We start from the raw sequence: 25416 nt of genomic DNA, 5'->3' as shown, positions 1-25416 counted from the left end.
CCCCCTTGTTTTATCAGAAACTGAACAGGCGTTTCAGCCTGATCAGAAGTACCTTTAAAATAAACAGTGTGCTTTGAAAATAATTATTTTCACTGTAAAGCGGTGAGTTTCTGTTCTTCCACGCAAGCTTCAGTGACAGCCTGTAGTACTGGAATGTGAAAGCCGCAGTACTCATGTGTTCGGGTTTCAGAAGGCAGTGGAACAGATCCTGTTTTGTGACGTCGTCTGTAATGAGTTTTCCTTCGTATTGTTTGTAGACAGCTGATCCCTGCATCGGAGTGAATACTGAAACAGTCGGAATAATATCCTTCTCGGCTATCCATTTATAAAGCCGGTCGAAATCTGCTTTTTTCATACCCTGATGAACGATGAAAAGTCCCGCACAAAGGATATTGTTTTCACTGAGTATACGTATGCATTCAAGGTTTTCATCTGCAGTTGTGTGCTTGTTGTAGGATTCGAGTTCTCCGTCATCAGCTGATTCAAGGCCTACCATGACAAGAGCAAGACCGATACCGGCAAGTTCCTTCATGATGTCAGCGTTCTTTGCTATAAAGTCTGCTCTGCCGTAGATGAGATATTTTTTATGAATATTTTTTTCCTTTATGAGACGGATAAATTCCGTGAGGTATTCACGGCTTACGAGAAAGTTGTCATCGGTAATGTGTACGTTCGGGACGTCAAGTGATGCGATTTCGTTTACAAGGCTTTCGGCGCTTCTGCATGCGTAGTGTCCGCCGTTACGATTGGTACAGAAACAGAAACTGCATTTCATCGGGCAGCTGAAGGAGTTCTTGACAAGTGCAAGAGGTCTGAAGCAGAGGTAACGGAAATGTTTCCGGTTGCTGTAGAAAAAGCTTCTGTCCGGAACGGGAAGGGATTCAGGGCTCTCCTTCACTTTGGGATTTACTGTCCATGAGCCGGCCTTTCGGAAACATATTCCGGGAATATCATCCGGTGAGCCTTTTTCCTCAATGCAATTTAAAAGCTTTACAAGATTGTCAAGTCCGCTGAGATGATATAGATAATCGGCTTCCGATCCGAAGTAGTTTTCGTAATTGATTTCCACATTGGAGCCGCCGAGTATCACTTTAATATGCGGGTCGTATTTCTTTATTTCACTGCAGAAACGTATCATGAGTTTCTGCTGGGTGATGTATCCGGTTATGCATACAACATCGGGTCTCTCTATTTTCAGTTTCTTTCTGAGCGATGTGATGTCGTATCGTCTGTCCCAGATAACAGCTTCATGACCGCTGTTTCTGAAAGCGGTGAAGAGATATTCCATTTCAAGAGGTTCGTGATCAACCAGATTGGTGAAACTGAAAATCCCGACAGTCTCAGGTTTGATAAGAAGTATTTTCATGGCACTATTTTTCTTCAGAGCCGTTGCGGTATTTCCTGTTGAACAGGTCAGTGATACCGGCCCAGTAGATACGCGGATAGTTTACGTAGTAGAGAAAATCAAATTCCATTTTGAAAAGGAGCATCGGCAGTTTTGAAGGCTTTATTAAAATGCTCGTTCCGCCGGTGCGTTTGTATTTGTACTTGTACAGTCTGTCCTTGTTTTCCTCGTACATTGCAGTTCCTTTGAAAGGAATGAGAATGCTGAACAGCACCCAGATAAGTTTTTCATCGCGTATGAACCTGTTTATCGCCATGAAATCCTTATGTGAAAAATCGTAGTTTATAACGAAGAGTCCGACACAGACCATATTGTGCCTGCGCAGGATACTGATCGCCTGTCTGTTGAGATGAACGCTTGAATTCTTGTTGTATTTTTCGAGAGTAGTATCCTCGACAGCTTCCAGTCCGACAAGCATGTCACGGAAGCCGGCTTTGTAGATAAGCGGCATGATATCGCGGCAGCGAACTATACTGTCAGCTCTTGCAAATATCATAAACGTCTTTTTGCATCCGAGTTCCAGAAGCTTTCTGCATATCCGGATGACACGTTCACGGTTTACAAGAAAATCATCGTCTATAATGAATATTTTATCGTTTTTTATACTCATTATCTCTTCAATGATCTCTCCGTCCTCACGTTCCCTGTATGTGCAGCTGTTGAACTGACGGGAAATGCAGAATTTACACTGCTGCGGACATGAGAAAGAAGTTTTCATTACTGAAAAACATCCCTTGGCAAGAACGCGGAACTTGTCCTGGTTGTCATAGAAATGGCTTCTGTCCGGGAAAATTCCATAGCTGTTTACCGGTTCACCTTTCGGATTAGCCACCCATTTTCCGTTCAGACGAAATGCGTGACCGGTGCATTTTTTCATAACCTCAGGCCTGAAATCACCGCGTACAGCTTTGCGGAAGGAATCAAGACCGTTGTCGTATGAGAGAAAGTCTATACCTTTTTTCATGAAATCACGGTAGTTGATTATAACTTCGGGACCTCCGACCATGATCTTTACCTTCGGGCGGGCGGCACGCAGCTTTGCTATAAGGTCGAGTACGTACCATGCAGTATTGGAAATAACGGAAAAACCGACGAATGTAATTTTATGACGGTCTATCTTTTCAAGAAGACGGCGGAAACGTCCGAACGGACCCTCGATGCCCTCGTCATGTATCCAGCATTCTCTTCCTTCAGCTTTGACACATGCCATGAGATATTCGAGACCGAGAGGCTCAAGACTGGCTACACGGGTGTCATAGTGGACACGGACAAATAAATATCTTTCCATATCAGAACCAGCCTTTCTTCATTGTATCATAACCGGTACCGGTGAGTGTACGTGTCATGATCTTAGGGTAGGTGATGAGGTGGAGCGCATAGTAGCGGAGCATGAATTCGACGGATGACATGTTCTCGGGTTTTATGGTTATATGGGTTCCGTCAAGCCTCCATGACCTGAAGTTTATGAGCTGATCCCTGTACTCATCATATGCGTCAGTACCTTTGTACGGAGTGAAAATCCCGAAAACTACCCACAGAAGATTGTTCTCCTTTATAAACTTCAGAAGATTGCTGAAATCTTTGCGTGTTGCAGTATGGCTGATAACGAAAAGTCCGTTGCACGCAATGTGGTTTTTATGAAGATTGCGTATGGCTGCGATGTTTTCTTCTCTGGTAGTCTGCTTGTTGTAGTCAGTGAGCTGGTCGTCTGTAATAGCTTCAAGACCGACGAGAATATCACGGAATCCAGCCCGGTAGGCGAGGGGAAGGACCTCCGGATGTTCAGCAAGGAAGTCGGCACGTGAATATGCCATAAAGTTCTTTTTTATTCCGCGCCTGATAACCTCGCGGCAGAAAGCTGTAACACGGTCTGCATCGAAGAAGAAGGTGTCGTCTACAAACCAGATCCTGTCGTGCCTGATTTCCTGAATTTCATCGACAACTTCCATGATGTTTCGTTCAGTGTACTTTCCGCTGTTCATTTTTGTGCAGTAGCAGAAGCTGCAGCGGAACGGACATGAGAAGGAAGCTTTGCTGAGCGCGTACTTTCCTTTCATGAAGATGAAGTTCTTTTTAAGTCCCTTGTAGAATGCAGTTCTGTCAGGTTTTACGATGAATCCGTTCACCGGAGCCCCTTTTTTCTTTACGATCCAGCCTTTGTCACCGCGGTAGCATATGCCGGTCTGACGGGAAAAAACTTCTTTGGTAAGCCCTTCAGTCCAGATATTTTTAAGTGTGGCAAGTCCGTTGTCGTGGTAAACGAGATCAGTATACTTTGTACAGAAATCACGGTAGTTAAGTTCTGCTTCCGGACCGCCTACCATGATAAAAATGCCTGGAAATCTCTGCTTGAGCTGATACGCGCGGAGTTTTATATAATCCACTGTGTTTGCATTTGAATTGAATCCGATGAAATTATATCCGCCTTCCTCAATGATCCGGCACATCCTTTCAAAGCGGAAAGTCCACGGATACTGGAATTCATCATGAATGCGGCATTCTATGTTAAGTTCATTCGCAAGTCCTGCGAGGTATTCGAGCCCGAGCGGTTCAAGATTTGCAACTATGGAAGAATATTTCGGCCTTATAAGAAGGACTTTAAGCTTTTTTTCTGCCTTTTTCATCATCTGCCTCCAATCAGTTTTTTCCAGTACTGAGTGTTCACTTTTGCTGCGCCCCAGGTAAGTTTGAGCGTGTCGTGAAGTCCATACTTCTTTATCATATACCATGCGCTTACAGGATTTGCAGTGATTTTATAGTAGAGCACCATGGTGTACCAGTAATAGCGTCGTACGGAGATCTTATCAGGTTTTACAACAAGATGCGCAAGATCCCATTTTTCGTATTCATCTTCCCGGACAATAAAGCGCGGACGGTATTTTTCATAGAGTTCCGTGCCGCGCAGAGGTGTCAGCGGCTGCAGATTTACAAACACAAGGCCGAGTTTTTTTATCCAGCGGTAAAGTGCATTAAAGTCTTCCTTTGTCCAGTCCAGTCCGAGAATGAAGGTGCCATAGCATTCAACACCGTACTTTGACAGTATGCTTACAGCTTTTTCGTTTATATTAACATTGGTGCGCTTGTTGTAGTCATCGAGCTGACGTGAGTCGCATGATTCGAGTCCGACGATGACTGCGCGCAGACCGACCTGCTTGAAGCGACTGATCACATCTTCGTTGGCTGCAATAAAGTCAGCTCTTCCGTAGATGAGATATTTTTTCTCTATGCCGTTTTTTTCGAGCATATCGCAGAACTGAAGTATACGTTCACGTCCCACGAGAAAGTCATCGTCAACGATGTATATCTCGGTTTCCTTTATCTGAGACAGTTCATTTACTATATCGTCAAGAGACCGTGCAAAATATTTGTCGTCCATGATCTGACGGCAGAAACAGAATTTACAGTTGTACGGACATCCGAATGAAGTCTTGATAAGACTGCAGTTGCGGTGAAACATGTAGTAGTAATGTCTGCGGTATTTACTGACCTTGTTTCTGTCCGGATAGAGGTAGGGGAATGTAGTTTCCTTTTCCGGAGCCGGTTTGTCCCTGTGATAAATGCAGTCTATATCACCGGCCGGGGTCTTTCCTTCGAGACTGTCAAGTATTTCGGTAAATGTACGTATACCGTTTGCACGTATGATGAAGTCAACGTATTCTGATTCAAAATCCTGCGGGTTTACTTCTGCGTGAACACCGCCGATTATCGTTTTGATACGGCTGTTGCAGAGTTTGACTTCGCGGGCGTACGATTTCATTATATTAACATGCGAGATATATCCGGTTATACCCACAACGTCAGGATGAAATTCCTCCACGAAGTACCGGACACTTTTCTTTTCTATTATCATGTCAATGATCCGGCATTCGTGTCCGGCAGCTTCAATGTTTGCAGATATGTATTCGAGTTCAAGCGGCTCACATATCATGACGTTCTGAAGTCCGATCGTTTCCTTGTCCGGTCTTGGCCTGAAAAGCAGTACTTTCATAATTACCTCATTGATTTCTCCGTCGTTCAGAAAAACTGACCGTGCGGAAGTTATTTGCTGAAAACCTTGTGATCAGGAAAGCTGTATCTGTATTCGAGAATGCGTTTTCCTGCCATGGCAAAAAGATTGAGAAAAATATTGGTGTGATGAGCGCAGAAATAGCGTCTGTTAAGCAGGGCGCCGAACCTCAGCTTTGTTGTTTCCGAAGTCTGACCGAAATCAACGGTACGGCACCCGTTCTGTATTGCGTATTCCACGATCTTGAAGAGCATAAGGAAGTAGAGATCGGCTGTATCATAATGGTAGTCCATGCCGCAGAGCATGAATACCAGCTCACTGCCGTTCTTTTTCAGAAGAACGAATCCCGCCGGTTTTCCGTTTCGTAAAAACAGGATCCTGTCGCCCTGCACACGGTCAAAGAATTCTTTTTCAAGACATTCGAGTTTGTATTCAGAACGTTCAAATGTCTGAAGATAGAGCGGATGAACATCTGTGCTTCCGTCATGGATCAGTTTTACAGTTATATCACTGCATCTTTTCAGTGCCAGATTTATACGCCTTCTGTATGCGCTCCTCATGGAAGCAAGATAGTCGTCAGTACTTTTGATATTTTCCGGTATTGTCAGCACACACGACGGAAGAGTTTCGCCGTGTGCCATGCCTCTGACTTTAACCTGCCCGGGAATATTGAGCACCAGCTTGCATCCGCGTATGTTCTTTATGTATTCAAGCATCATTGTAATGTCGTTTGTTATGTATCCGCCTGTGCTGAGTGAACAGGGAAATGCTATCGTCTGGATGTTCATGAAAAATTTAGCTTTTCCGAACGTGAAAAGATCCATGCGGTTAAGATACATGGTGAAGAAAGCATATTTTTCACCGCATTCCAGAAAATAATATTTCTGCGGCAGAGGATTGGCTGTTCTGAGAAGAGTAAGCATTTCCAGCGTGAAAGGCCACGGAAGCCGGGAATCAGGATATTCTTTTCTGACAGCAGGGCTTTTTTCTATTATGCCGAATATTTCTTCCGGTGATTCGCTTATGCTTGCTTTCAGGTCATTGTACAATGTCTTTTTCATATACAACATATTTTTTATACGTTTCATCACAGAGTGCTTTGCAGAAACTGTTTGAGTCCGTGTTTTCATCGAGTATCCAGGAAGTTTCCATCTGTACGCATCCCTGTTTTTTCATTGAGTCGTAAACGTGTTTTATAAGTGCCATCGGAAGTCCGGAAGACCGGTATTCCTTAAGTACTCCGTATTCCATTACCTTGCCTGTTCTGATGCTCTTTCCTTTAAGAAGGTTAAGGAAAAAATGTTTCGTTCCGAATGCTTCTCCCGGGGCGGCAAGTTCGTTCCAGTCGGGATACCACATGATAAAACCGACCGGTTTGCCGTTGTGATAAGCGAAAACAAGAGAATCCTCCTTCATGAACAGGAAAAGAGTTTTCAGCATTTCGCAGTCATCTTCATAGCAGCGTTTATAATAGTAGCGGTGTTCCGTAAAGCATGAGTTGTTAAGATCGGTATAGATCTTTGCATATTCAGTGAACCTGCTTTTGTCGAAACAGCGGAATTCGTATGAACGTTCGAGTTTTGCGATGAGTCGGTCGAAACGTTTAAGGCGGTCATCGAGCTTTGAAGTGAAGTATGAACTGAGTCTGGTCTCGCTGCAGCCAAGACTGCGGAAGTAGTCGTTGTAGTAAGCGGGATTGCCCGGGGATGAGAAGGAATTCTTCTTTTCAAAATGGGAATCAAGAAGGCCGAGTCCGTAGTTGACATGGCCGTAAAGACCGATGACGACCTTGCTGCATCCGTGTTCCTTTCCGATTTTCTCAGTTTCACGGACAAGCATTTCTGCTGCGTCAGCTCTGTCAGGCAGAGATTCGAAAAAACAGAGCTGTATGTATTCCGGAAGCTCCTTTGTATAAGCTGTGATCCCGCAGCAGATTATCTTCCCGTTTTCAGTTACCATGAGGGGACAGACGGACATGTTTTTGATGAAATTCAGTTTCCCCGAGAAGATCTCCTTAAGCATATAGTAGTTGTTGTCAACATAAATACCCTGACCGGAATACAGCTTTTTCCTGAAGTCAAGAAGCTTTTTCTGAAGAGCTCTGCTGTCTGCTCTGATAACTTCCGTCATCTTTTCTGTCCTGTCAGTTTTTCAAGAAGAGCACTCATTTCTCCGACTGTATTCAGATGACGGTATTCTTCTTCTTCAATCTCGATCCCGAATTCCTCTTCGGCAATACACAGAAGGTTCATAAGGTCGAAGGAATTCAGTCCGAGATCTGTCTTGAAGTTCATTTCCGGTGACAGATCATTTATTCCGTACTCTTTTGAGAGCAGTTTTTTTATTTCATCAAACATACAGGTTTCTCCTTATCTTTTTTGAGCTGTTTTTTTCAAATCCTGTTTTCATTATTTCATGTTCGTCTATATGCATGTAATCAGGAAGCTCAGAGTTTATACGTTTTATGTCTTCAGAAAGCGTCTTTCCGTCCTCATTTTCCTTTAAGACGATAAGGGCTTTGAGAACTGTCGTTTTTCCGGAACGTGACGGGATCACAAGTGATTCTGCAACGTACGGCAGCTTTGCGAGTTTTGCTTCAAGATATTCAGGCGGAACATTTTTTCCGTTTTCAGTTATAATGAGATTTTTTTTGCGCCCCGTTACGAAAATTACTCTGCCTTCGGTATAGCCGATATCGCCTGTGGCAAAATACCCGTCATGCATACAGGCATCAGTCGCTTCTTTGTTTTTGTAGTATCCGAGCATAACGTTCGGTCCTTTTACAAGTATTTCACCGTCATCTGCGATTTTTACATCTATGTTTTTCATTATAGTTCCGGCACTTCCGGTTACGTTGTTTCCGGTTCTGCTGACGGCGATGGTAGGGGAGCACTCGGTGAGTCCGTAACCGTTGAGTATGGTAATTCCCAGATCTCCGAATTTGTCAACCAGATCGCTGTTAAGTGCGGCACCGCCGTTTACGACAAGCCGCAGCCGTTTGTTAATGAAGTTACCGAAGAAAATATGCCTTAAGTCTATTTTAAATTTCAGAAGGAATCTGCTTACTGCGACCATGCGGGCAAAAGCTTTTTCCTTTCCGCGGCGTTTTATCTCACGCATAATACCGTCGTACATTCCTTCTATGACCATAGGAACAGCCCCGAAGAAGAAAGGGTCGAAGGTTTTTATGTCACGCATAAGGTACTTAAGCTGAGTGCACAGACAGAGTGTTGTCCCGTTATAGAGAGTTGCGAGCATACACGGGTTGAATCCGTATGTGTGGTTCATCGGAAGAAACGCCAGTGTCGGATTTCCCAGGACGTTGTTTTCAAGTGTGCCGCGGACGTTTACAATAACGTTATACTGACTGAGCATGACACCTTTTATGTTTCCGTCTGTTCCGGAAGTTGAGGCAAGCACTGCAAACCTGTCCTTGTCAGTGCCTGAGGCACTTTTAAAAAATTCCGTAACAGAAGATTCTTTTTCCAGAACTGAACGCAGTTCAGTGTCGGTATTTACTTTTGTTACGGATGTATCATGTATTTTATCTGCTGTTTTGTCAGTACAGAAGACAAGATCTGCATCAAAGTCGTCAAGGCATTTTAAAAGTGTTCCGGAGTCGAGTTCACGGTCGAGCGGTATAATGACATTGTCAAGAACTGCAGCAAGATAAATAACAATGTATTCATAGCGGTTTTCGGAGATGATCGCTATGTGTTTGCCTGAATAACCATTTTCACGGAACCAGCTGTACAGCGAAGCGACGTGTCCGGTAAGCTCCCGGTAGGTTATATCAGTAATTCTGCTGCCTGACATAAAGCGGACGGCGACATTGTCAGAACTTGTTTCGTACCGTCCTTTCAGCATTTCATAAAAGCTGTCATAAATGACTGTATCAAGATATGGATAGTCCAATAAAGTATCCTCCGTGGTTTCGTGAAAGAAATCATTTGCTTTTCCTGTTATTCTATTATATAATAATATTAAAAATAAGTCTATCTTTTCTGTGCAGAAAATAATATGACTTATGAAATGAGGTATGAGTATGATAAGAGATGAAATTACAGAAAACCTGTTTAAAATGCAGGATATAAAATACAGGGAATTTCAGAGCAAACTGATCCCGCCTAAAACTGCCGATGACATGATCGGCGTAAGGACTCCTGAACTCCGGAAGTATGCAAAGGAACTGCTTAAAAGGGAGGACGTCGGCGAATTTCTTGCCGGACTTCCGCACAGGTATTTCGATGAAAACCAGCTTCATGCATTTATTATTTCGGGTATGAAGGATTATGATAAATGCATGGAAGAACTCTGTCGCTTTCTGCCGTATGTGGATAACTGGGCTACCTGTGACCAGATGTCACCGAAAGTTTTTAAAAAGCATCGTCCGGAGCTTTTCAGGCAGATAAAGAAATGGATAAAATCGAAGGACACCTTTACCGTAAGGTTTGCAGTCGGCATGCTGATGGAGCATTTCCTCGATGAGGATTTTGACACCGGATATCCGGAAATGGTTTCAGAGATCCGGTCGGATGAATACTACATCAACATGATGATCGCCTGGTACTTTGCAACAGCTCTTGCCAAACAGTATGATTCTGTTCTTCCATATATCGAAGAAAAAAAGCTGGATAAATGGACACATAACAAAGCGATACAGAAGAGTGTCGAAAGCTTAAGAATAACACCGGAACAGAAAGCTTATCTGAAGGCGCTTAAATACTGATTCCAATATAAAAAGCAGCGGCCGTCCCGAATGAGGCGGCCGTTGTATTATCTGCGGAAACGCTGATTTATTCATAATCAGCATCGGGGTCCGGGGGCGAAGCCACGCAAATCCCATCTCCGGAAATCCTGCTTCACCGGATTTCCGATTTAATCATTGTTTCCTTATATACCAGACTGATTAGTAACATAATCAGTGTACTGTGTTATTACACTGTCCTTTTTCGCTTTTGGCAGTATATACGTGCTTCCGTCAGAGAGTATAACCGTTGCTCCGGTGATTCGCTCGATAAATTCCGGATTGACAAGAAGTCCTCTGCGTATTTCTATAAAATTCTTATCAAACGACTCCGCCACTCTTGAAAACTTGATGAGTAAACGTTCTGTTTTTTTGTTCTTACAGTATATATTGGTATAATGGCGGTCACTTTCAATTTTGATGACATTTTCCGGATAGAATATACGAATATTTTTTCCTGAATTCAGCACAACGGATGAGGATGAAGGTTTGTTTATCCGCATGGTCACGCGGCTGAACGCCTTTACTACTTCTGCTTCAGAGCATGGCTTCACAAGATAGTCGATTGCCTGTACTCTGAAAGCGTCTATTGCGTGATCAAGACTTGTCGTGACAAAAATGATCTGTGTGTCCGGAGACAGTTCCTTCACGGTTTTTGCTATATCCACACCAATCTCATTTTCAAGATAAACGTCCTGAAAGATCAGAGTGTAAAATGTGCCGCTTTTTATGCTGTCTATAAGTTCGGCTCCTGTACTGAACCAAAAGATTTCAATTTCATCGGTAATGTCCATAAGCGAAAATTTTATCATTTCGGCATCTTTTTTGCTGTCATCGCATATCGCTATAAGCATAAGGGAAACTCCTTTTTGTATCTTTACTATTGTAGTAACCGCAAAAACCTTTTATGCGTTTCCTTTTAATTATACCATATTTTTTTTACTGTGAAAATTCCATGCACGAATTATTCTGTTTAATGCATGAATTTCCACTTGCCGAAGCTTGATTTCTATGATAAAATATTAATGTTACTTTGCATATCTGCAAACTATGTTTGCTGGCTGTATGCCGGCTTAAATCAAAATACAAAGGGGATTGCATATTACTGTGAATCAATATCCGTATCATATATGGGAAACTGTTCTGTGGTCATTAGTAACTTCGTTTCCGTTCATCCCGCTGGTATTGTATACTTTCAGAGGGCACTGGCGTTTCGGGAAAAAAGTCACATTTGCATTTTCCGGAATCATTTTGGTTGTTCAGACGATTCTCCGCGAGATACAGTTTTATATGGTATCTGAATCATACAGTTCGTTATGTGATATGATAATAGCTGTTTTCTATATCCTGTTTATTTTCATTGCGCTGAAAGAACATATCGGAAAGCTGATTTTTACCGTTCTTGTTTTAAGTAATCTCGGGGATTTTTCAGTTTACTGCGGAAAGTTTCTCGAAAACCTGTTTTTCCCGGAATGTGCGAAACTTCAGTATCACTTTACCTATCCTCTTTTTATGATGCTGATACTGTTAGTCGAGCTGCCGCTTATTTATCTGTTTGTATTCCGGAATATCTGTTCACATGACGCAGCAGAAAATGATACGGCAGATCACGAAAATATCGGAAATTATCTCTGGCGGTATCTCTGGATAGTTCCTGCAGTCTTTTATTTAATAGAGGCACAGTTTTTCTATGCTTCACATCTTCAGGGGTTTGAGAGCTTTATGAGCCTGATCAATAATCTGTATCTGCTTATTATTGACGTTGGTACGGTGATCATTTACCGTATTATCATCCAGACTGCTGAACTCTACAAAAGGAACACTGCACTGCTTACGGAAAATCATGTTCTTTCCATACAAAGACTGCAGTATGACAGTCTGAATGAACGCCTTGAAAATATGCGCCGTACAAGGCACGATCTGCGTCACCACACAGCACTGCTCAGACAGATACGCCAAAGCGGAGATATTTCCGCACTTGACGAACTTATAGATACATACACTGAGGAGAATTGCCTTGATCAGCCGCTGGTCTTCTGCGAGAATGAAACTGTAAATATCGTGCTGGCGTTTTATTCTGAAAGGGCGTATAAAAACAATATCGCATTTTCCGTGAAAGCCGATATTCCGGAAGATATTTTTGCCGACAGGAAAGACCTTGCCGTATTGTTCGGAAATCTTCTTGAAAATGCAGCTGATGCATGTACGGAGGTCGAAGACGGCAGATTTATCGACCTGACTTCCACATATAAAACAACGAGTCAGGGAAAACACAGCCTTTCGGTCATCATAAAAAACAGCTTTGTCACAGCGCCGACAAGAACCGAAAACGGGCTTTTCAAATCCACCAAGCACGTCGGCGAAGGCATCGGAACCGGCTCTGTAGAGATCATTTCAAAAAAATATGACGGCACCTGCTCCTTCAGACCGGATGGCAGTGTATTCACTGTTTCGGTGATACTTTATGAATGATCTTATGACGAAGATTACGTGCTTTAGGAATATTCATTCAGTGCTATAATATTTTTAAACGATAAATCTATTTTTCGATGAAATGTGCACATTCGGAAATCAGTTTAAGATGTGCATATTATGATGAAATAACTGGAGGCATATTTACTATAAAAAAATCTATTTTGCTATTAGCCGATATGCACGGAACTAATGTATTTAGCGGATGTGCATGGCAATAATTATTTCTTATAAGGGGATTGTAAATTATGAGAAAAATCAGACATTTAAAATTTCGTGATGTAGTCACACTTAATGTGGGAGACATGTTTTGGTTCGGAAAGTACCATATTAATTCAACTGTGAATTTTCTGATAGGTTTGCCGGATCCGGGAAAACTTGTGTGGAGAATTATTGAAAAGACCGATGATCACATTTTTGCTCTTTCTTATCATCTGGTTGATTACGCATCTTTTTCAAAAGGCAAAGACAGAAAGTGGGAAGTCAGTGAAGCAAGAAAATGGCTTAATGAAGAATTTTACGAAAACGCTTTCAGCGAAGAAGAAAAGAATTTAATAAAAACTGTTAAGAAAGACAAAGTAACATTATTGACAAAAAAAGAAGCTGAAACCCTGATTTCGGTGAATGATAAAAAGCGCGGTGTTGACTGGTGGCTCCGTTCTGCAGGTTCGACATTTTATGACAGGGATATAGCTGTTGTTAATAAATACGGCTACACAGACAGTACAATGATGAGCAGCGCATGTGGTATCAGACCTGCAATTTATATTGATCTGAAAACAGCAGAAAGATATGGAAGTGACGAAGAGATAAATACAGATGATTACGATGTGGAAAATGGTGTTCTGTATGGTGTCAGCAAAAATCTTTCTGAAGCGTTTATTCCCGGGGAAGTAAATAAAATAGGGGTTGTTGCTTTCAACGGATGCAGCCTTCTTACAAGAGTGGTGCTTCCGGATGGACTTAAAACTTTGCAGCCAAGCATGTTTTTCTACTGTAAAAACATGAAGTCTGTGTGCTTTAAAGGTCTGGAGATAGAACTGTCAGATCTGAAAGATCCTGACAGAGATCTTGATACCATTCTGAACATGCTTATTACAAATGATTTTACTGTCGAGTGCGACAAATATCTTAAATACAGATATCTGACTGACTATTTTCTCATTTCAGGAAACAGTGAGGCTAAGGAATATATAAAAAGCGAATTTCCTAAAATGGTCAACACTTTTATTAAAGCTGATGATGCAGAAAGAATTTGCTCTCTTGTTAAAACAGATCAGTTTATCGAAAAGAAAAATGTAAATAAACTTCTGACAACTGTATTTGAGAAAAAGTATTTCGATGTCGTTCCGATGCTTCTGGAATACAAAGACAAACTTGATAAATTTAAATACGATGAGACCGAAAAATATCTGAAATATGCATCCGGAAACGAAGAAATAACAGCACTTGTTCTGGATTACAGAAATAAATATTTTTCTGATGAGCAGCTTGAGGAAATTCGTACTGAGATCTTCGAAAAGAAAACCGGTCTTGCGGAGATGACCGAAAAAGACTGGAAAGCGATCTTCAGCTGTAAAACTGTCGGCGGAAACATTACCATAAGTAAATACAAGGGCGATGATACAGTAGTTACAGTTCCTGATATGATAGGAAACAAGCCTGTGACTGCTATTGGAACCTATGCGTTTTCTCCTGATAAAAGAGGAACAAAAGCCGATGATAAAGAACGTTTTAAGAAAATAACATCTGTTCACCTCGGAAAAAATATTACGGAAATATGTGATTATGCTTTCAGTGGCTGTTCGGCTCTTATCGAAATCAATACGCCGGAAAGTCTGAATACGATTGGAAAATGTGCGTTCTACGGATGCAGCAGTCTGAAGGAATATATTTTCCCTGAAAAACTTGATATCGTGGAATTCCGTGTTTTATCCGCCTGCACAAGTATAGAGGAAGTACGTATTCCTGAAGGAGTTACCGAGATAGGTGAAAATGCTTTTGAAGGTAATACAGGCATGAAAAAAATAGAGCTTAACTCCGGCTTAAAGCGCATAAAATCATATGCATTCAGATACTGTTCTGCTTTGGCAGAAATAGTTATTCCGGATGGTACCGAGCATCTTGGATATAGTGTGTTTGACGGATGCAAAGTTTTGAAAGACATAAGTCTGCCGAAGAGTATCACAAGCATATATAACGGCGCTTTAAAAAATAATGCATGGATAACAGAGCAGCTGAAGAAACATCCCGTAGTAGTTGTAAACGGCATAGTTGTTGAAGGAAGCAAAGATGCTGATGAAGTTGTTATTCCTGACGGAGTAACTGTAATTACCGGTAATGCATTTGAAAAGTGCAGAATAAAGAATGTTGTTTTTCCCGAAAGTCTGAAGGTAATTGAAAATTTTGCTTTTTATAATTGTTCCGGTCTTTCTGAGATCAGACTTCCGGCAGGCATTTCTGAAGTAGGAAAATATGCTTTCAATGGATGTACTGGAATTCACAGTATCATGAAAGGAAACGAAGAAGTTAAACTGTCGGAATTTGCTATAAGATAATTTTTCATCACATATTATAAAAAGGCAGAGGCTTTGATTAAACTTCTGCCTTTGTTCTTTTATATTGGTATTCCTGTGTGTCACAAATGGTTTCTTTACTGTTGTGCATTCATCGGTTATAATGTAATCAGAGAGATGAGGTGATGACAGATATGCTGACCGGTCAGAAAATTGCAGAATTAAGGATAAAAGCAGGATTAACGCAGGAGCAGCTTGCAGACAGGCTGTATGTTACCAGAACGATGGTATCCAAATGGGAGAGGGATATCTGCCAGCCGGATCGTAATACTATTCTGAAAATGGCTGATATATTTTCGGTATCGCCGGATGAGATCATGAGTGTCGAAGATGCGGTAATAAATGAATTGTTTAAGCTTGTTTCGGACACTGACAGCAGGGATCTTCTTAAAGATCTGAATGAATTTCTGTCAACACTGAACAGCCGCGACAGAAGCGTATTTATCAGGCGGTATTACTATTTCGAGGATATCAGCGTAATTGCTGAAAACTACGGCATAAAAGAAGGGAATGTCAGGACTGTTCTTATGCGTACACGAAAGAAATTCAGAAAACACCTTGAGGGGATGATCAGATGAAAAAGAATGATTTACGTGATGCTTTATCTGGTATCGACCGTGATTACATAGCAGAATCTGATAATTTCAAAGCAGTTTCGGCAGATTTCAGAAAAGCGAAAAACAGAAAAGTTCGTACCGTTTCATCGGCTCTGTGCCTTGCTATAGTCGGTGCTGGGCTGTTTGGAGCAGAAAAAGCTGGACTGTTCAGAAAAGATCTTCATACTGAAGAGATTCATGTTTATCCGGATATCACGACTGAAATATCTTCGGAGAGTACCGCAACAGATACGGGAACATCTGAAACAGAAGAACGTTCCGGTGCACCGATGCTTTACAGCAAACTGGTTAAGAATAATGAAATGCCGGATATTGATGGATATGAACAGACAGCAGAGGCGAGTTATCTGGCTTTTGACATTGATGTATTCCATGAAGATATCACCCGTAATGATTCTTCTGTGGTCGAGGGTGAAATTCTCGATATGTGGGTGAATAACTACGAGTATTCCTATGCTTTTGATAAATTTGAACCGGACGGCGTAATGAATTATAAGCAGTCAACTGTGGCTTATAAGATAAAAGTGAACAGAGTTTTAAGCGGAGATTTTTCTGCCGGTGACGAGATAACCGTAGAAGACGTGAATTACCCGATTGACAGAATAGTATCAGTGAAAAAAGGCAGTACCTACGTTATCCCGATAATCAAAGGCGAAGGACTGCTGTATGCCGGCGGTGAAATTAAGAGCGGAAGCAACGTCCTTGAAAGCGAATACTACACATATTATCCGTTCCATCCGCAGATCGAGAAGGTTGACGGCGGATATGTAGTTCCGGACGACTGGAAAACACTTATCACCGATGAATGTACCAAAATAATTATAGATATTCCGGAGTCAGAGATGAACTTTTCAGTATCGCTTTACTTCGTACCGGACAGCGTTTTCGATGAACGGATGAGTATGGTGCTTAATTAATAAAAAAATATAACCTTCCGTCATCAGAGGTTTCGTCTGACGGAAGGTTATTTGCGTCTTCTTGAAAAGGTATTTTTCATCACTTGTGATGAAAAATGCTATCTATAATGCTGCCGAAGGCAGCAACAATTTTTGAAATCGGATAGTTGTATAACTGAATTTTTCGGTAAAATCATCGATGATTTGATGTGAAATGGTTGAATAATTGCGTTATTTATGATATGATTTGATAAATACATCTTGCAAAATCGGAGGGATTATCGTGAGAAAATATGCTTATCTGAAGAATCCTTTTAAGTGTAATAAAAAAGATTATATTTACAAGATAATGCTTTATCAAACTAAAAGAGATGGTGTATTTCTCTTTCAGTATTGCAGCGTTGATGCTATCCAATGTTCATTTGATCAATACTATGACGATATAGAAGATGTATATGAAGACTGGGATGATGAAATAGATGAGAGAGGCTGGATAGACATTGATGATCCACTGCCGTACTGTCAGCACGATGCTTTTATTCCGGTTCGTGTAAAAGGGCGTGAAACCGGTAATCCTGAATGGGGAAAATATGAAACAATTGTTGACGGGGAATGGGTCGAGTATAAGCCTTTGAATTGAATATCATCTGCAGGCAGTTACGTTGAAAAAAGGGGATAAAGATCTGATGGCATCCTTCGGGATGCCTTTGATCAGAGTCTCCTGAGATAAGTGTGTTAAGGCAGAAAAATTCTTGCTTTTTTTACCGGAATAGGTTATACTGTTATTTGTGATTATATTTTTGAAAAAAGAGGGAGTTTACAGATGACTGTTATTTTACAGATAGTTCTTCTTATTGCAGGTTTTATACTGCTTATCAAAGGTGCGGATTTTTTTTGTCAGCGGAGCTTCATCGCTTGCTCGGAAATTTGGTATTCCGTCGCTTATTGTCGGTCTTACGATAGTTTCCATCGGTACAAGTGCCCCGGAACTTGCCATAAGTATTTCAGCTGCGCTTAAAGGCGCCAATTCCATGGCGATAAGCAATGTTGTCGGTTCGAATTTGTTCAATCTGCTTGTAGTGCTTGGCATATGCTCACTTATTATTCCGTCGGTAGTTACGAAGGAACTTCTGTTCCGTGACTATCCGGTCACTCTGGCATCAACTGTAATTTTCTGCCTTATGCTTCTTTTTGGTTCCGGTTCAGGAACACTTACCAGACCGGAAGCATTTATTCTTATTCTCTTGCTTATCGGCTATATGATATGGACAGTAAGAAGTGCCATGAAGGATCAGGACGAAAAGAAGGAGGAAAAAACAGAGTTTGTCTGGTGGAAATGTGCTCTTTCCATAGTCGGCGGATCAGCAGCAATTGTTTTCGGCGGTAATCTTGTTGTAAACAGTGCCTCCGCAATAGGAGCAGCTGCAGGAATGAGCGATGCACTTATCGGTCTGACCATCTGCGCTGTCGGAACTTCGCTCCCTGAGCTTGTTACATCTGTTACAGCGGCAAGACGCGGCGAAAATGATATGGCAATGGGTAACGTTATCGGTTCGAATATATTCAATATTCTCTGTATTCTCGGAATATCAGGTGCTATTTCGCCGATCACGGTAGGACATACAGATGTAGTTCAGACTCTTACAGACTGCGGTATTCTCGCTGCAATAAGTTTCATTGCCTATATCTTCTGCATAACAGGCAAAAAGATAACAAGAGCGGAAGGCGGAGCGCTTACAGTGCTGTACATCGGATATATGGCATTTGCCATTGCCCGTGAGTTTGCTTTCTGATGATAATACCGGACGATATGAAATAATGAACAGTAAATAACGGAGGTTATGAGTATGAGTTCAGATTTAAAAAAAGCTTCCAGACGTACAGCTGCCGGAATTTCAGCACTGTGCCTGGCAGGAGGTTCCCTGTCAGCAGGATGGTACGGCGCAGTTAATGACAGTACTGTAAAAGCTGTCGAAGCTTCTCTTTACGGTGATTTCAACTGCGACGGTACTGTAGATATCACTGATGTCAGTGAACTGACGAAATATCTTTCTGATCCTGAATCAGTAAAGGCTTCGGAACAGGGATTAAAAAACGCAGATGTTTATTATCCGGGAATAGATCTGAACTATGATGATGTTCAGGCAATAATTGAAAATCTTGCCGGATGCCGCGAATTATGGACCAGAGAAATAGTTAAAAGTGCACCGGCAGTAATATACGGAGATGCTGACTGCGACGGAGATGTTGATAATGATGATGTTGAAGCGATAGTAAAGTATCTTAAAGACAGCAAAGCAAATCCGCTTACACGGGAAGGAATTATAAATGCAGATGTATTTTATCCGGGAATAGAACTGACATACGAGGATGCACAGGCTGTAGCGGAACATCTGGGCGGATTTCGTGATTTATGGACCAGAGAAATAGATAACGGCAAACCTGCAGTAATATACGGAGATGCCGACTGCGACGGAGATGTCGATTTTTCGGATGTTGATGCATTGCTTAGTCATCTGAGTGGCGAAATAAATTTTACGTTTACAAAGGAAGATCCGGAACGTGTCAGGAAAGCATTTCCGGAAGATGAACTGACGGATGATGAGGCTGAACAATTACTGCGTAATATATTTGAAAGATATTTACCTCCGCCTCTTACACCGGAAGGATTAGTAAACGCAGATGCATTTTATCCGGGAATAGAACTTACGTACGATGACTGCCAGGTAATAGTTGAAAATCTTGCCGGATTCAGAGATTTATGGACCAGAGATAAAGATAACAGTCAGCCGGCAGTAATATACGGAGATGCCGATTGTGACGGAGATGTGGATTTTGATGACGTAAGCGCACTGCTTGCATATTTTAAAGACAAAGAGGCAAATCCGCTTACACGGGAAGGAATCATAAATGCAGATGCATTTTATCCGGGAATAGAACTGACATATGAAGACGGGCAGGCTATAGTAGAAAGCCTTGCTGATCTCAGAAAATTATGGACCAGAGACATAGATAACACTAAACCGGCAGTAATATACGGAGATGCAGACTGTGACGGAGATGTGGATTTCGATGACGTAAGTGCACTGCTCGCATATTTTAAAGACAAAGAGGCAAATCCGCTTACACCGGAAGGAATTATAAATGCAGATGCATTTTATCCGGGAAATGAACTGACAAAAGAGGACTGTCAGGTAATAGTTGAAAACCTTGCCGGATTCAGGCCTTTATGGACCAGAGAGATAGATAACAGTAAACCGGCGCCGATATACGGAGATGCAGACTGCGACGGAGATGTGGATTTTGATGACGTCGACGCACTGAATAAGTATTTTAAAGACAAAGAGGCGAATCCTCTTACGCCGGAAGGTATTATAAATGCGGATGCATTTTATCTGGGAAGCGAACTGAATTATGATGATCTGCAGGTAATAATAGAGAATCTGGCCGGCCTCAGAGATTTATGGACCAGAGAAAAAGTGCAGGTTTCATATGCTTCCGTACTCGAAGATGCAGTTACAGCCGGCGATTTCAACTGTGATAATGTCGTCAGTGTGGCAGATGCAGTACTGCTCAACAGCTATATTAACGGAGCAACTGACTATAAGCCGTCCGGACAGGCACTTAAAAATGCAAATGTATTTAAACCTGAATCAACAGAACTGGATCTGAACGACGTAGCAGCTATTGCTGAGTGTGCAGGCGGAAAAACTGCTCTTCCGGCAGACAAGCTGACAACAGTGGATTCAGAACACCTTGCGGGCGACTTTAACTGCGACAATGCAGTAAATATAGCTGATCTTTCAATGCTTTACAAATACATAACAAAAACATCAGATTACCAGCCTTCAAAGCAGGGACTTGCAAATGCTAATGTTTATAAGAAAGATACAACGGAGGTCGACATTAATGATCTTCAGGTGCTTGCAGAATTCTTTGCCGCAAAGAATGAACTGAATTCAGACAAGCTGGCAACGGTGGATTCAGAACACCTTGCGGGCGATTTTAACTGCGACAATGCAGTAAATATAGCCGATCTTTCAATGCTTTACAAATACATAACAAAAACATCAGATTACCAGCCTTCAAAGCAGGGACTTGCAAATGCTAATGTATATAAGAAAGATTCGACAGAGGTCGACATTGATGACCTTCAGGTGCTTGCAGAATTCCTTGGAAAAAGAAATGAACTGAATTCGGACAAGCTGACAACGGTGGATTCAGAACACCTTGCCGGTGACTTTAACTGCGACAATGCAGTAAATATAGCCGATCTTTCAATGCTTTACAAATACATAACAAAAACATCAGATTACCAGCCTTCAAAGCAGGGACTTGCAAATGCTAATGTATATAAGAAAGATTCGACAGAGGTCGACATTGATGACCTTCAGATGCTTGCAGAATTCTTTGCAGGAAAGAACAAACTGAATTCGGACGAGCTTACAACGGTCGATAATGAACACCTTTCAGGCGACTTTAACTGCGACAATAAAGTTGATATTACCGATCTTTCAATGTACTTTAAGTATATTTACGGCGTATCAGATTATCATCCGTCAAAACAGGGCCTTGAGAATATCGATGTATTCTGGGGAAAATCCGATGATAGAGGCAGTGATAATCTGCATGTACTTGAAGATTTTCTGGCCGGTAAAACCACACTTCCTGCGAAAGAACATGTTCCTTCGGATTTTGTTCCGGTGTACGGAGATTTTAACTGTGATAATAAATTTGATATACTTGATGCATTAATGTTACACAGGTACATTGCGAATATATCAGACTATGTTCCGTCTGAACAGGGAAAAAAGAATGCCAATGTCACACGTTATGACAGTGAACTTAATTATGACGATCTGAAAATAATGACAGGACTTCTTGCTCCGAAGGAAAAGGAAGAGATCGATCTTTCGAAGCTTAAAGGTGATGTTAATGCAGACGGAAAGATAAATACCGAAGATCTGCTTTACCTGAAAAAAGTACTCATCGGTTCTGAAAAGTACAGGGATACATGTGACGTAAACGAAGACGGATCATTCAGCACATACGACTTCGTACTCCTTGCAGGCCTTATTCTGAATCCGTCACCAGCACAGACCCCGGCAACAGCAGCGCCGACCCAGACTCCGGCGTCAGCGCAGCCTGCAGCAACAGCGCCGACACAGGCTCCGGCGTCAGCGCAGCCTGCAGCAACAGCGCCGACACAGGCTCCGGCGTCAGCGCAGCCTGCAGCAACAGCGCCGACACAGGCTCCGGCGTCAGCGCAGCCTGCAGCAACAGCGCCGACACAGGCTCCGGCGTCAGCACAGCCTGCAGCAGCAGCGCCGACACAAACACCGGCATAAAAGTTAATACTGAAAGTGAGGGCATGCTGATCTTTGATCAGCATGCTTTTCTGATACAGTTCCGTATACAAAAAGAGCAGCATATCCGGATTACACAGGACGTGATCCGGATATGCTGCTTGTTTATGGTGTATTAATGATCAGAACTTTGTGATTTTCTTTGAAAGATACTGCTTGAGTGTTGCAAGATCAGTAAGATAAATGCTGCCTGAAATATCAAAACAATAATTAATATCCGTGAAATAAAAATAATTTATCGGAAAACAATAATTTTATATTGACAAGCAGTTTTCTTCATGATATAATACAGATAACATAAAACAGCTGTTTCGAAGCAGGTATTCAGTAACCGGGCAGAATCAGGACTCTGTGCCTTAGCCTACCGGTCACTGTTTTCCTGAATACCGGACCGATCATCCGGTACGTTCAATATGACAGGAGAGAAAGATTATGAATGAAGATATGAATTTAACTGCACCTGATCCGGCTGGATCCTTTTCACTGAAACCGAAGGCAGTTTTCAGCGCGGCTGACAGAAAGACTGCACTTGTCGTATGGATAGCGGCAGCTATGTTTGCTCATTTTGTTTTATGGCATACAACGGGGTATGTAACAACTCTTTTCTATATTGCTGTGATCAGCTTTACCCTGCATCTTCTTAAGAAGAACGGATGTACTTTTCAGACAGGACACAAGATCTGGACAGGTGTTCTGTACGCTTTCAGCTTAGTATTTTCACTGACGGCGGATCCGACGGCCAGGGGACTTGATATTGTATTTCTTATGATCGGCGGATCTTATCTTGTGCACTGCACGACAGGACAGACAGAACTGTTTCGTGACTACGCACTGTTTGATATAAAACAGGGTACGCTGAACAATCCGTTCAGCTGTCTGGGAAAGATTTTTCCGGCAAGTTTCAGCAGCAGTAAAAACAAATTTAAAAACATCCTCTATGTTACAGCAGGACTGATTCTTGCGACACCTCTTACCATAGTTACCGGATCTCTGCTGATGTCAGCTGACGACGGGGTTGAACGGATACTTGGCTCTATAGCGGACAGGCTGACCAGCGGCGATTATACTCAGCTTATTGCAGAGAGCATATTTACTCTTTTCGGCGCTATGTATCTTTTCGGACTTTTTTATTCACATACGCACAGTGATTTCTTCCTGAAAGCTGATGAAGACCGGTGTGAGGCGGTTTGCTGCAATTTCCGCGGAATGAATAACATTATAGTTTACAGCACTGTAACTCCAATATGTATTCTGTATATAATTTTCTTTATTTCACAGGCTTCTTACTTCCTTTCAGCATTTTCAGGTACATTGCCTGCTGAATACAGCTATTCGGAATACGCCCGCAAAGGATTTTTTGAACTGTTTACCATTGAACTTATAAATGCCGGTGTTATCTTTCTGATGAATTTCACAGCAAAGAATTCAGGAAAGAACAAAAGCACAGGACTTAAGGTATACACCATAATAATCTCTGTGTTCACGCTTCTTATAACTGCAGCTGCCCTGAGCAAAATGGTGATGTATATGAACGTATACGGCCTTACCAGACTGCGTCTTGAAACGAGCTGGTTTATGATACTGACAGCACTTGTTTTTTGTTCTCGTTATAATAAAACAGTTTAATTCCGGATTCCGTTTTGTAAAACTGACAGCAGCGGCTTTTACAGTAATGTTTGCGTTTTTATGTTTCGGCCGGTTTGATTCACTTATCGTTAAGTATAATATGACTTATATGAGCGATTCGATGAAATACAGTGATATTGAAGAAATGGCAGGTCTGTCAGCTGATTCAGCAGCTGAGATCTCTTCTCCGGAATACAGAGATATGATCACGGAAATAATTCAAAATGAACGCGGATGGACTAAAGAAGACGATTATTATATTTACAGTGACAACGGTAATTTTGACTGGATACTGAGTTCAAAAGCAGGATTCGATATCTATGATAAAATGAATATATCATCCCTGATCATACGCCATAATCTTGAAAAGCGCTGATATTTTCCGATAACAATTACGGTCTGTCCTTCTGTTTTGCTTGCGTGATAATGCACTTTGTGGTATAATGTAAACAAATGGAATACACAGAAGTGTTTTTCCTGACTACACAAGGACTGAAACAGGAGGAGAAACAAATGGTTTTACTGGTAGTTGATATTCAGAATGGTATCACAGATGACAGACTGTACGCTTTTGATGAGTTTAAGAAAAACACAGGTACTCTGATCAGTGAAGCACGTAAAAATAACGTGGAAGTTATTTTTGTCCGTCATGATGACGGCCCCGGTACCGGCTTTTCAGTAGGTGACGATGATTTTGAAATATTTAAGGAGTTTTCACCGAAACTCAGTGAAAAGGTGTTTGACAAGAACGTAAACAGTGCTTTTTACAGAACGACAGGGCTTTTAAGATATCTGCAGGTAAAGCATGTTAAAAAAGTCATGGCAGTCGGACTCATGACGGATTACTGTATCGATGCGACCATAAAGAGCGGATTTGAAAATGACTTTGAAATGATCGTTCCGGAAAAGTGCAACACTACACGCGGCAACGAATATCTTGACGGCGAAAACATTTATAAATTCTACAACGAAAAAATGTGGCCGGGACGTTATGCAAAATGCGTTACAATGGATGAAGCGGTAAGCATGATAAGAAAACACGGTGCGGAAAAGGAAGTGCCTGACAAAAAGGCCATTACCGGCTGCGGCACTCAGGTCATTGAAACTGAACGTCTCATTCTCAGAAAGTTTACTTTTGATGATGTCGATTCAATGATGAGAAACTGGGTAGCTGATGATGAGGTACAGAACAATTACGGCGAGCCTTCCTACAAGACACCGGAAGCTGTAAAGGGTCTGCTTGATGAATATATAGGCTATTATCAGAGCGGATACTATTTCAGATGGGCAGTCACGGAAAAGGAGAGCGGCGAGTGTATCGGACAGGTAGCGTATTTCCTTGTTGATCCGAATAACCATTTCGGTGAGATCGAGTACTGCATAGGAACCGCTTATCAGGGCAAGGGCTATGCCACGGAAGCTACCAGGGCAATTATAAAATACGGATTCGAAAAGATCGGCTTCAATAAGATCCAGATATGCGCCCGTCCTGTGAACATACCATCCAAGAGGGTCATTGAAAAATGCGGATTCAAACTCGACGGCGTCCTTCCGGAGTATTTCTGTATAAACGGAGAGTATCAGGACAGAATGTATTTCTCACTTTTAAAGGAAGATTAAAAGACGTTTATCTCCTGCAGAAAAACGACAGTTTTACATTAGTGTCCGCGATAAAGCTGTTTTTTTTATAGTAATTGTGACAGGT

General features: G+C 41.8%; 20 protein-coding genes. 11 read left to right on the top strand and 9 right to left on the bottom strand.

The window, feature by feature from the left end:
- Positions 1–13: 13 nt before the first annotated feature.
- Genes CC97_RS01610 through CC97_RS01575 form a run of 8 tightly spaced genes read right to left on the bottom strand, consistent with a single transcriptional unit; the run spans position 14 to position 9326 of the window.
- A complete protein-coding gene (locus CC97_RS01610; protein WP_044973433.1) occupies positions 14–1366 on the bottom strand; it encodes a B12-binding domain-containing radical SAM protein in 1353 nt (450 codons plus the stop codon).
- A 4-nt stretch (positions 1367–1370) separates the two neighbouring features.
- Positions 1371–2693: a B12-binding domain-containing radical SAM protein gene (locus CC97_RS01605; protein WP_044973432.1), complete on the bottom strand. Its 1323-nt coding sequence runs from the start codon at positions 2691–2693 to the stop codon at positions 1371–1373.
- A gap of 1 nt (position 2694) precedes the next feature.
- Positions 2695–4029: a radical SAM protein gene (locus CC97_RS01600; RefSeq protein WP_044973431.1), complete on the bottom strand. Its 1335-nt coding sequence runs from the start codon at positions 4027–4029 to the stop codon at positions 2695–2697.
- Entirely contained in the window at positions 4029–5393 is a 1365-nt protein-coding gene (locus tag CC97_RS01595; protein ID WP_044973430.1) for a radical SAM protein, read from the bottom strand. The genes CC97_RS01600 and CC97_RS01595 overlap by 1 nt, the downstream gene beginning before the upstream one ends.
- Before the next feature lie 50 nt (positions 5394–5443).
- The gene (locus CC97_RS01590) at positions 5444–6472 is read right to left on the bottom strand and encodes a GNAT family N-acetyltransferase (protein ID WP_197021801.1); all 1029 of its coding nucleotides are present in this window, start codon (positions 6470–6472) and stop codon (positions 5444–5446) included.
- The gene (locus CC97_RS01585) at positions 6450–7541 is read right to left on the bottom strand and encodes a GNAT family N-acetyltransferase (RefSeq protein ID WP_044973428.1); all 1092 of its coding nucleotides are present in this window, start codon (positions 7539–7541) and stop codon (positions 6450–6452) included. Before CC97_RS01585 ends, CC97_RS01590 begins: the two co-directional genes overlap by 23 nt.
- Positions 7538–7768 carry a phosphopantetheine-binding protein gene (locus CC97_RS01580; RefSeq protein WP_044973427.1) on the bottom strand — a complete coding sequence of 77 codons (231 nt, stop codon included), beginning with the start codon at positions 7766–7768 and terminating at the stop codon, positions 7538–7540. The genes CC97_RS01585 and CC97_RS01580 overlap by 4 nt, the downstream gene beginning before the upstream one ends.
- Complete coding sequence (locus CC97_RS01575; protein WP_044973426.1) at positions 7761–9326, bottom strand: AMP-binding protein; 1566 nt, start codon at positions 9324–9326, stop codon at positions 7761–7763. The genes CC97_RS01580 and CC97_RS01575 overlap by 8 nt, the downstream gene beginning before the upstream one ends.
- A 130-nt stretch (positions 9327–9456) precedes the next feature.
- Between CC97_RS01575 and CC97_RS01570 the strand changes: the two genes are divergently transcribed.
- Positions 9457–10140, top strand: coding sequence for a DNA alkylation repair protein (locus CC97_RS01570; protein WP_044973425.1), 684 nt, complete (start codon positions 9457–9459; stop codon positions 10138–10140).
- Between the two features lie 164 nt (positions 10141–10304).
- On the opposite strand, the gene CC97_RS18430 is transcribed toward CC97_RS01570, so the two are convergent.
- Entirely contained in the window at positions 10305–11012 is a 708-nt protein-coding gene (locus tag CC97_RS18430) for a LytTR family DNA-binding domain-containing protein (RefSeq protein ID WP_049962610.1), read from the bottom strand.
- Positions 11013–11409: 397 nt separating this feature from the next.
- Here CC97_RS18430 and CC97_RS01560 point away from each other — a divergent pair, with 397 nt between their 5' ends.
- The 10 genes from CC97_RS01560 (at position 11410) to CC97_RS21485 (ending at position 25331) form a co-directional block, all read left to right on the top strand.
- Positions 11410–12630 (top strand): ATP-binding protein, encoded by a 1221-nt coding sequence (locus CC97_RS01560; RefSeq protein WP_044973424.1) that lies wholly within the window; start codon positions 11410–11412, stop codon positions 12628–12630.
- A 248-nt stretch (positions 12631–12878) separates the two neighbouring features.
- On the top strand, positions 12879–15188 hold the full coding sequence (locus CC97_RS01555; protein WP_044973423.1) for a leucine-rich repeat protein: 2310 nt from the start codon (positions 12879–12881) through the stop codon (positions 15186–15188).
- 143 nt (positions 15189–15331) lie between these two features.
- A complete protein-coding gene (locus CC97_RS18425) occupies positions 15332–15784 on the top strand; it encodes a helix-turn-helix domain-containing protein (protein ID WP_049962609.1) in 453 nt (150 codons plus the stop codon).
- Positions 15781–16740 (top strand): hypothetical protein, encoded by a 960-nt coding sequence (locus tag CC97_RS01540; RefSeq protein ID WP_044973422.1) that lies wholly within the window; start codon positions 15781–15783, stop codon positions 16738–16740. The genes CC97_RS18425 and CC97_RS01540 overlap by 4 nt, the downstream gene beginning before the upstream one ends.
- Positions 16741–17002: 262 nt before the next feature.
- Positions 17003–17359, top strand: a complete 357-nt coding sequence (locus CC97_RS01535; RefSeq protein WP_044973421.1) for a hypothetical protein — start codon at positions 17003–17005, stop codon at positions 17357–17359.
- A gap of 241 nt (positions 17360–17600) precedes the next feature.
- The gene (locus tag CC97_RS01530) at positions 17601–18512 is read left to right on the top strand and encodes a calcium/sodium antiporter (RefSeq protein WP_242848092.1); all 912 of its coding nucleotides are present in this window, start codon (positions 17601–17603) and stop codon (positions 18510–18512) included.
- 54 nt (positions 18513–18566) lie between these two features.
- A complete protein-coding gene (locus CC97_RS18415; RefSeq protein WP_049962606.1) occupies positions 18567–22067 on the top strand; it encodes a dockerin type I domain-containing protein in 3501 nt (1166 codons plus the stop codon).
- Between the two features lie 450 nt (positions 22068–22517).
- Positions 22518–23711 carry a DUF4173 domain-containing protein gene (locus tag CC97_RS01520; RefSeq protein ID WP_044973420.1) on the top strand — a complete coding sequence of 398 codons (1194 nt, stop codon included), beginning with the start codon at positions 22518–22520 and terminating at the stop codon, positions 23709–23711.
- Positions 23712–23832: 121 nt separating this feature from the next.
- Positions 23833–24087, top strand: coding sequence for a hypothetical protein (locus CC97_RS20765; protein WP_242848091.1), 255 nt, complete (start codon positions 23833–23835; stop codon positions 24085–24087).
- A gap of 137 nt (positions 24088–24224) precedes the next feature.
- The gene (locus tag CC97_RS21485) at positions 24225–25331 is read left to right on the top strand and encodes a GNAT family N-acetyltransferase (protein ID WP_347493443.1); all 1107 of its coding nucleotides are present in this window, start codon (positions 24225–24227) and stop codon (positions 25329–25331) included.
- The last annotated feature ends 85 nt before the right edge of the window (positions 25332–25416 follow it).

This window comes from Ruminococcus sp. HUN007, assembly GCF_000712055.1.
Classification (GTDB): Bacteria; Bacillota; Clostridia; order Oscillospirales; family Ruminococcaceae; genus HUN007.
The sequence above is the reverse complement of the archived record's forward strand: the minus strand, read 5'-3'. Positions and strand labels throughout refer to the sequence as shown.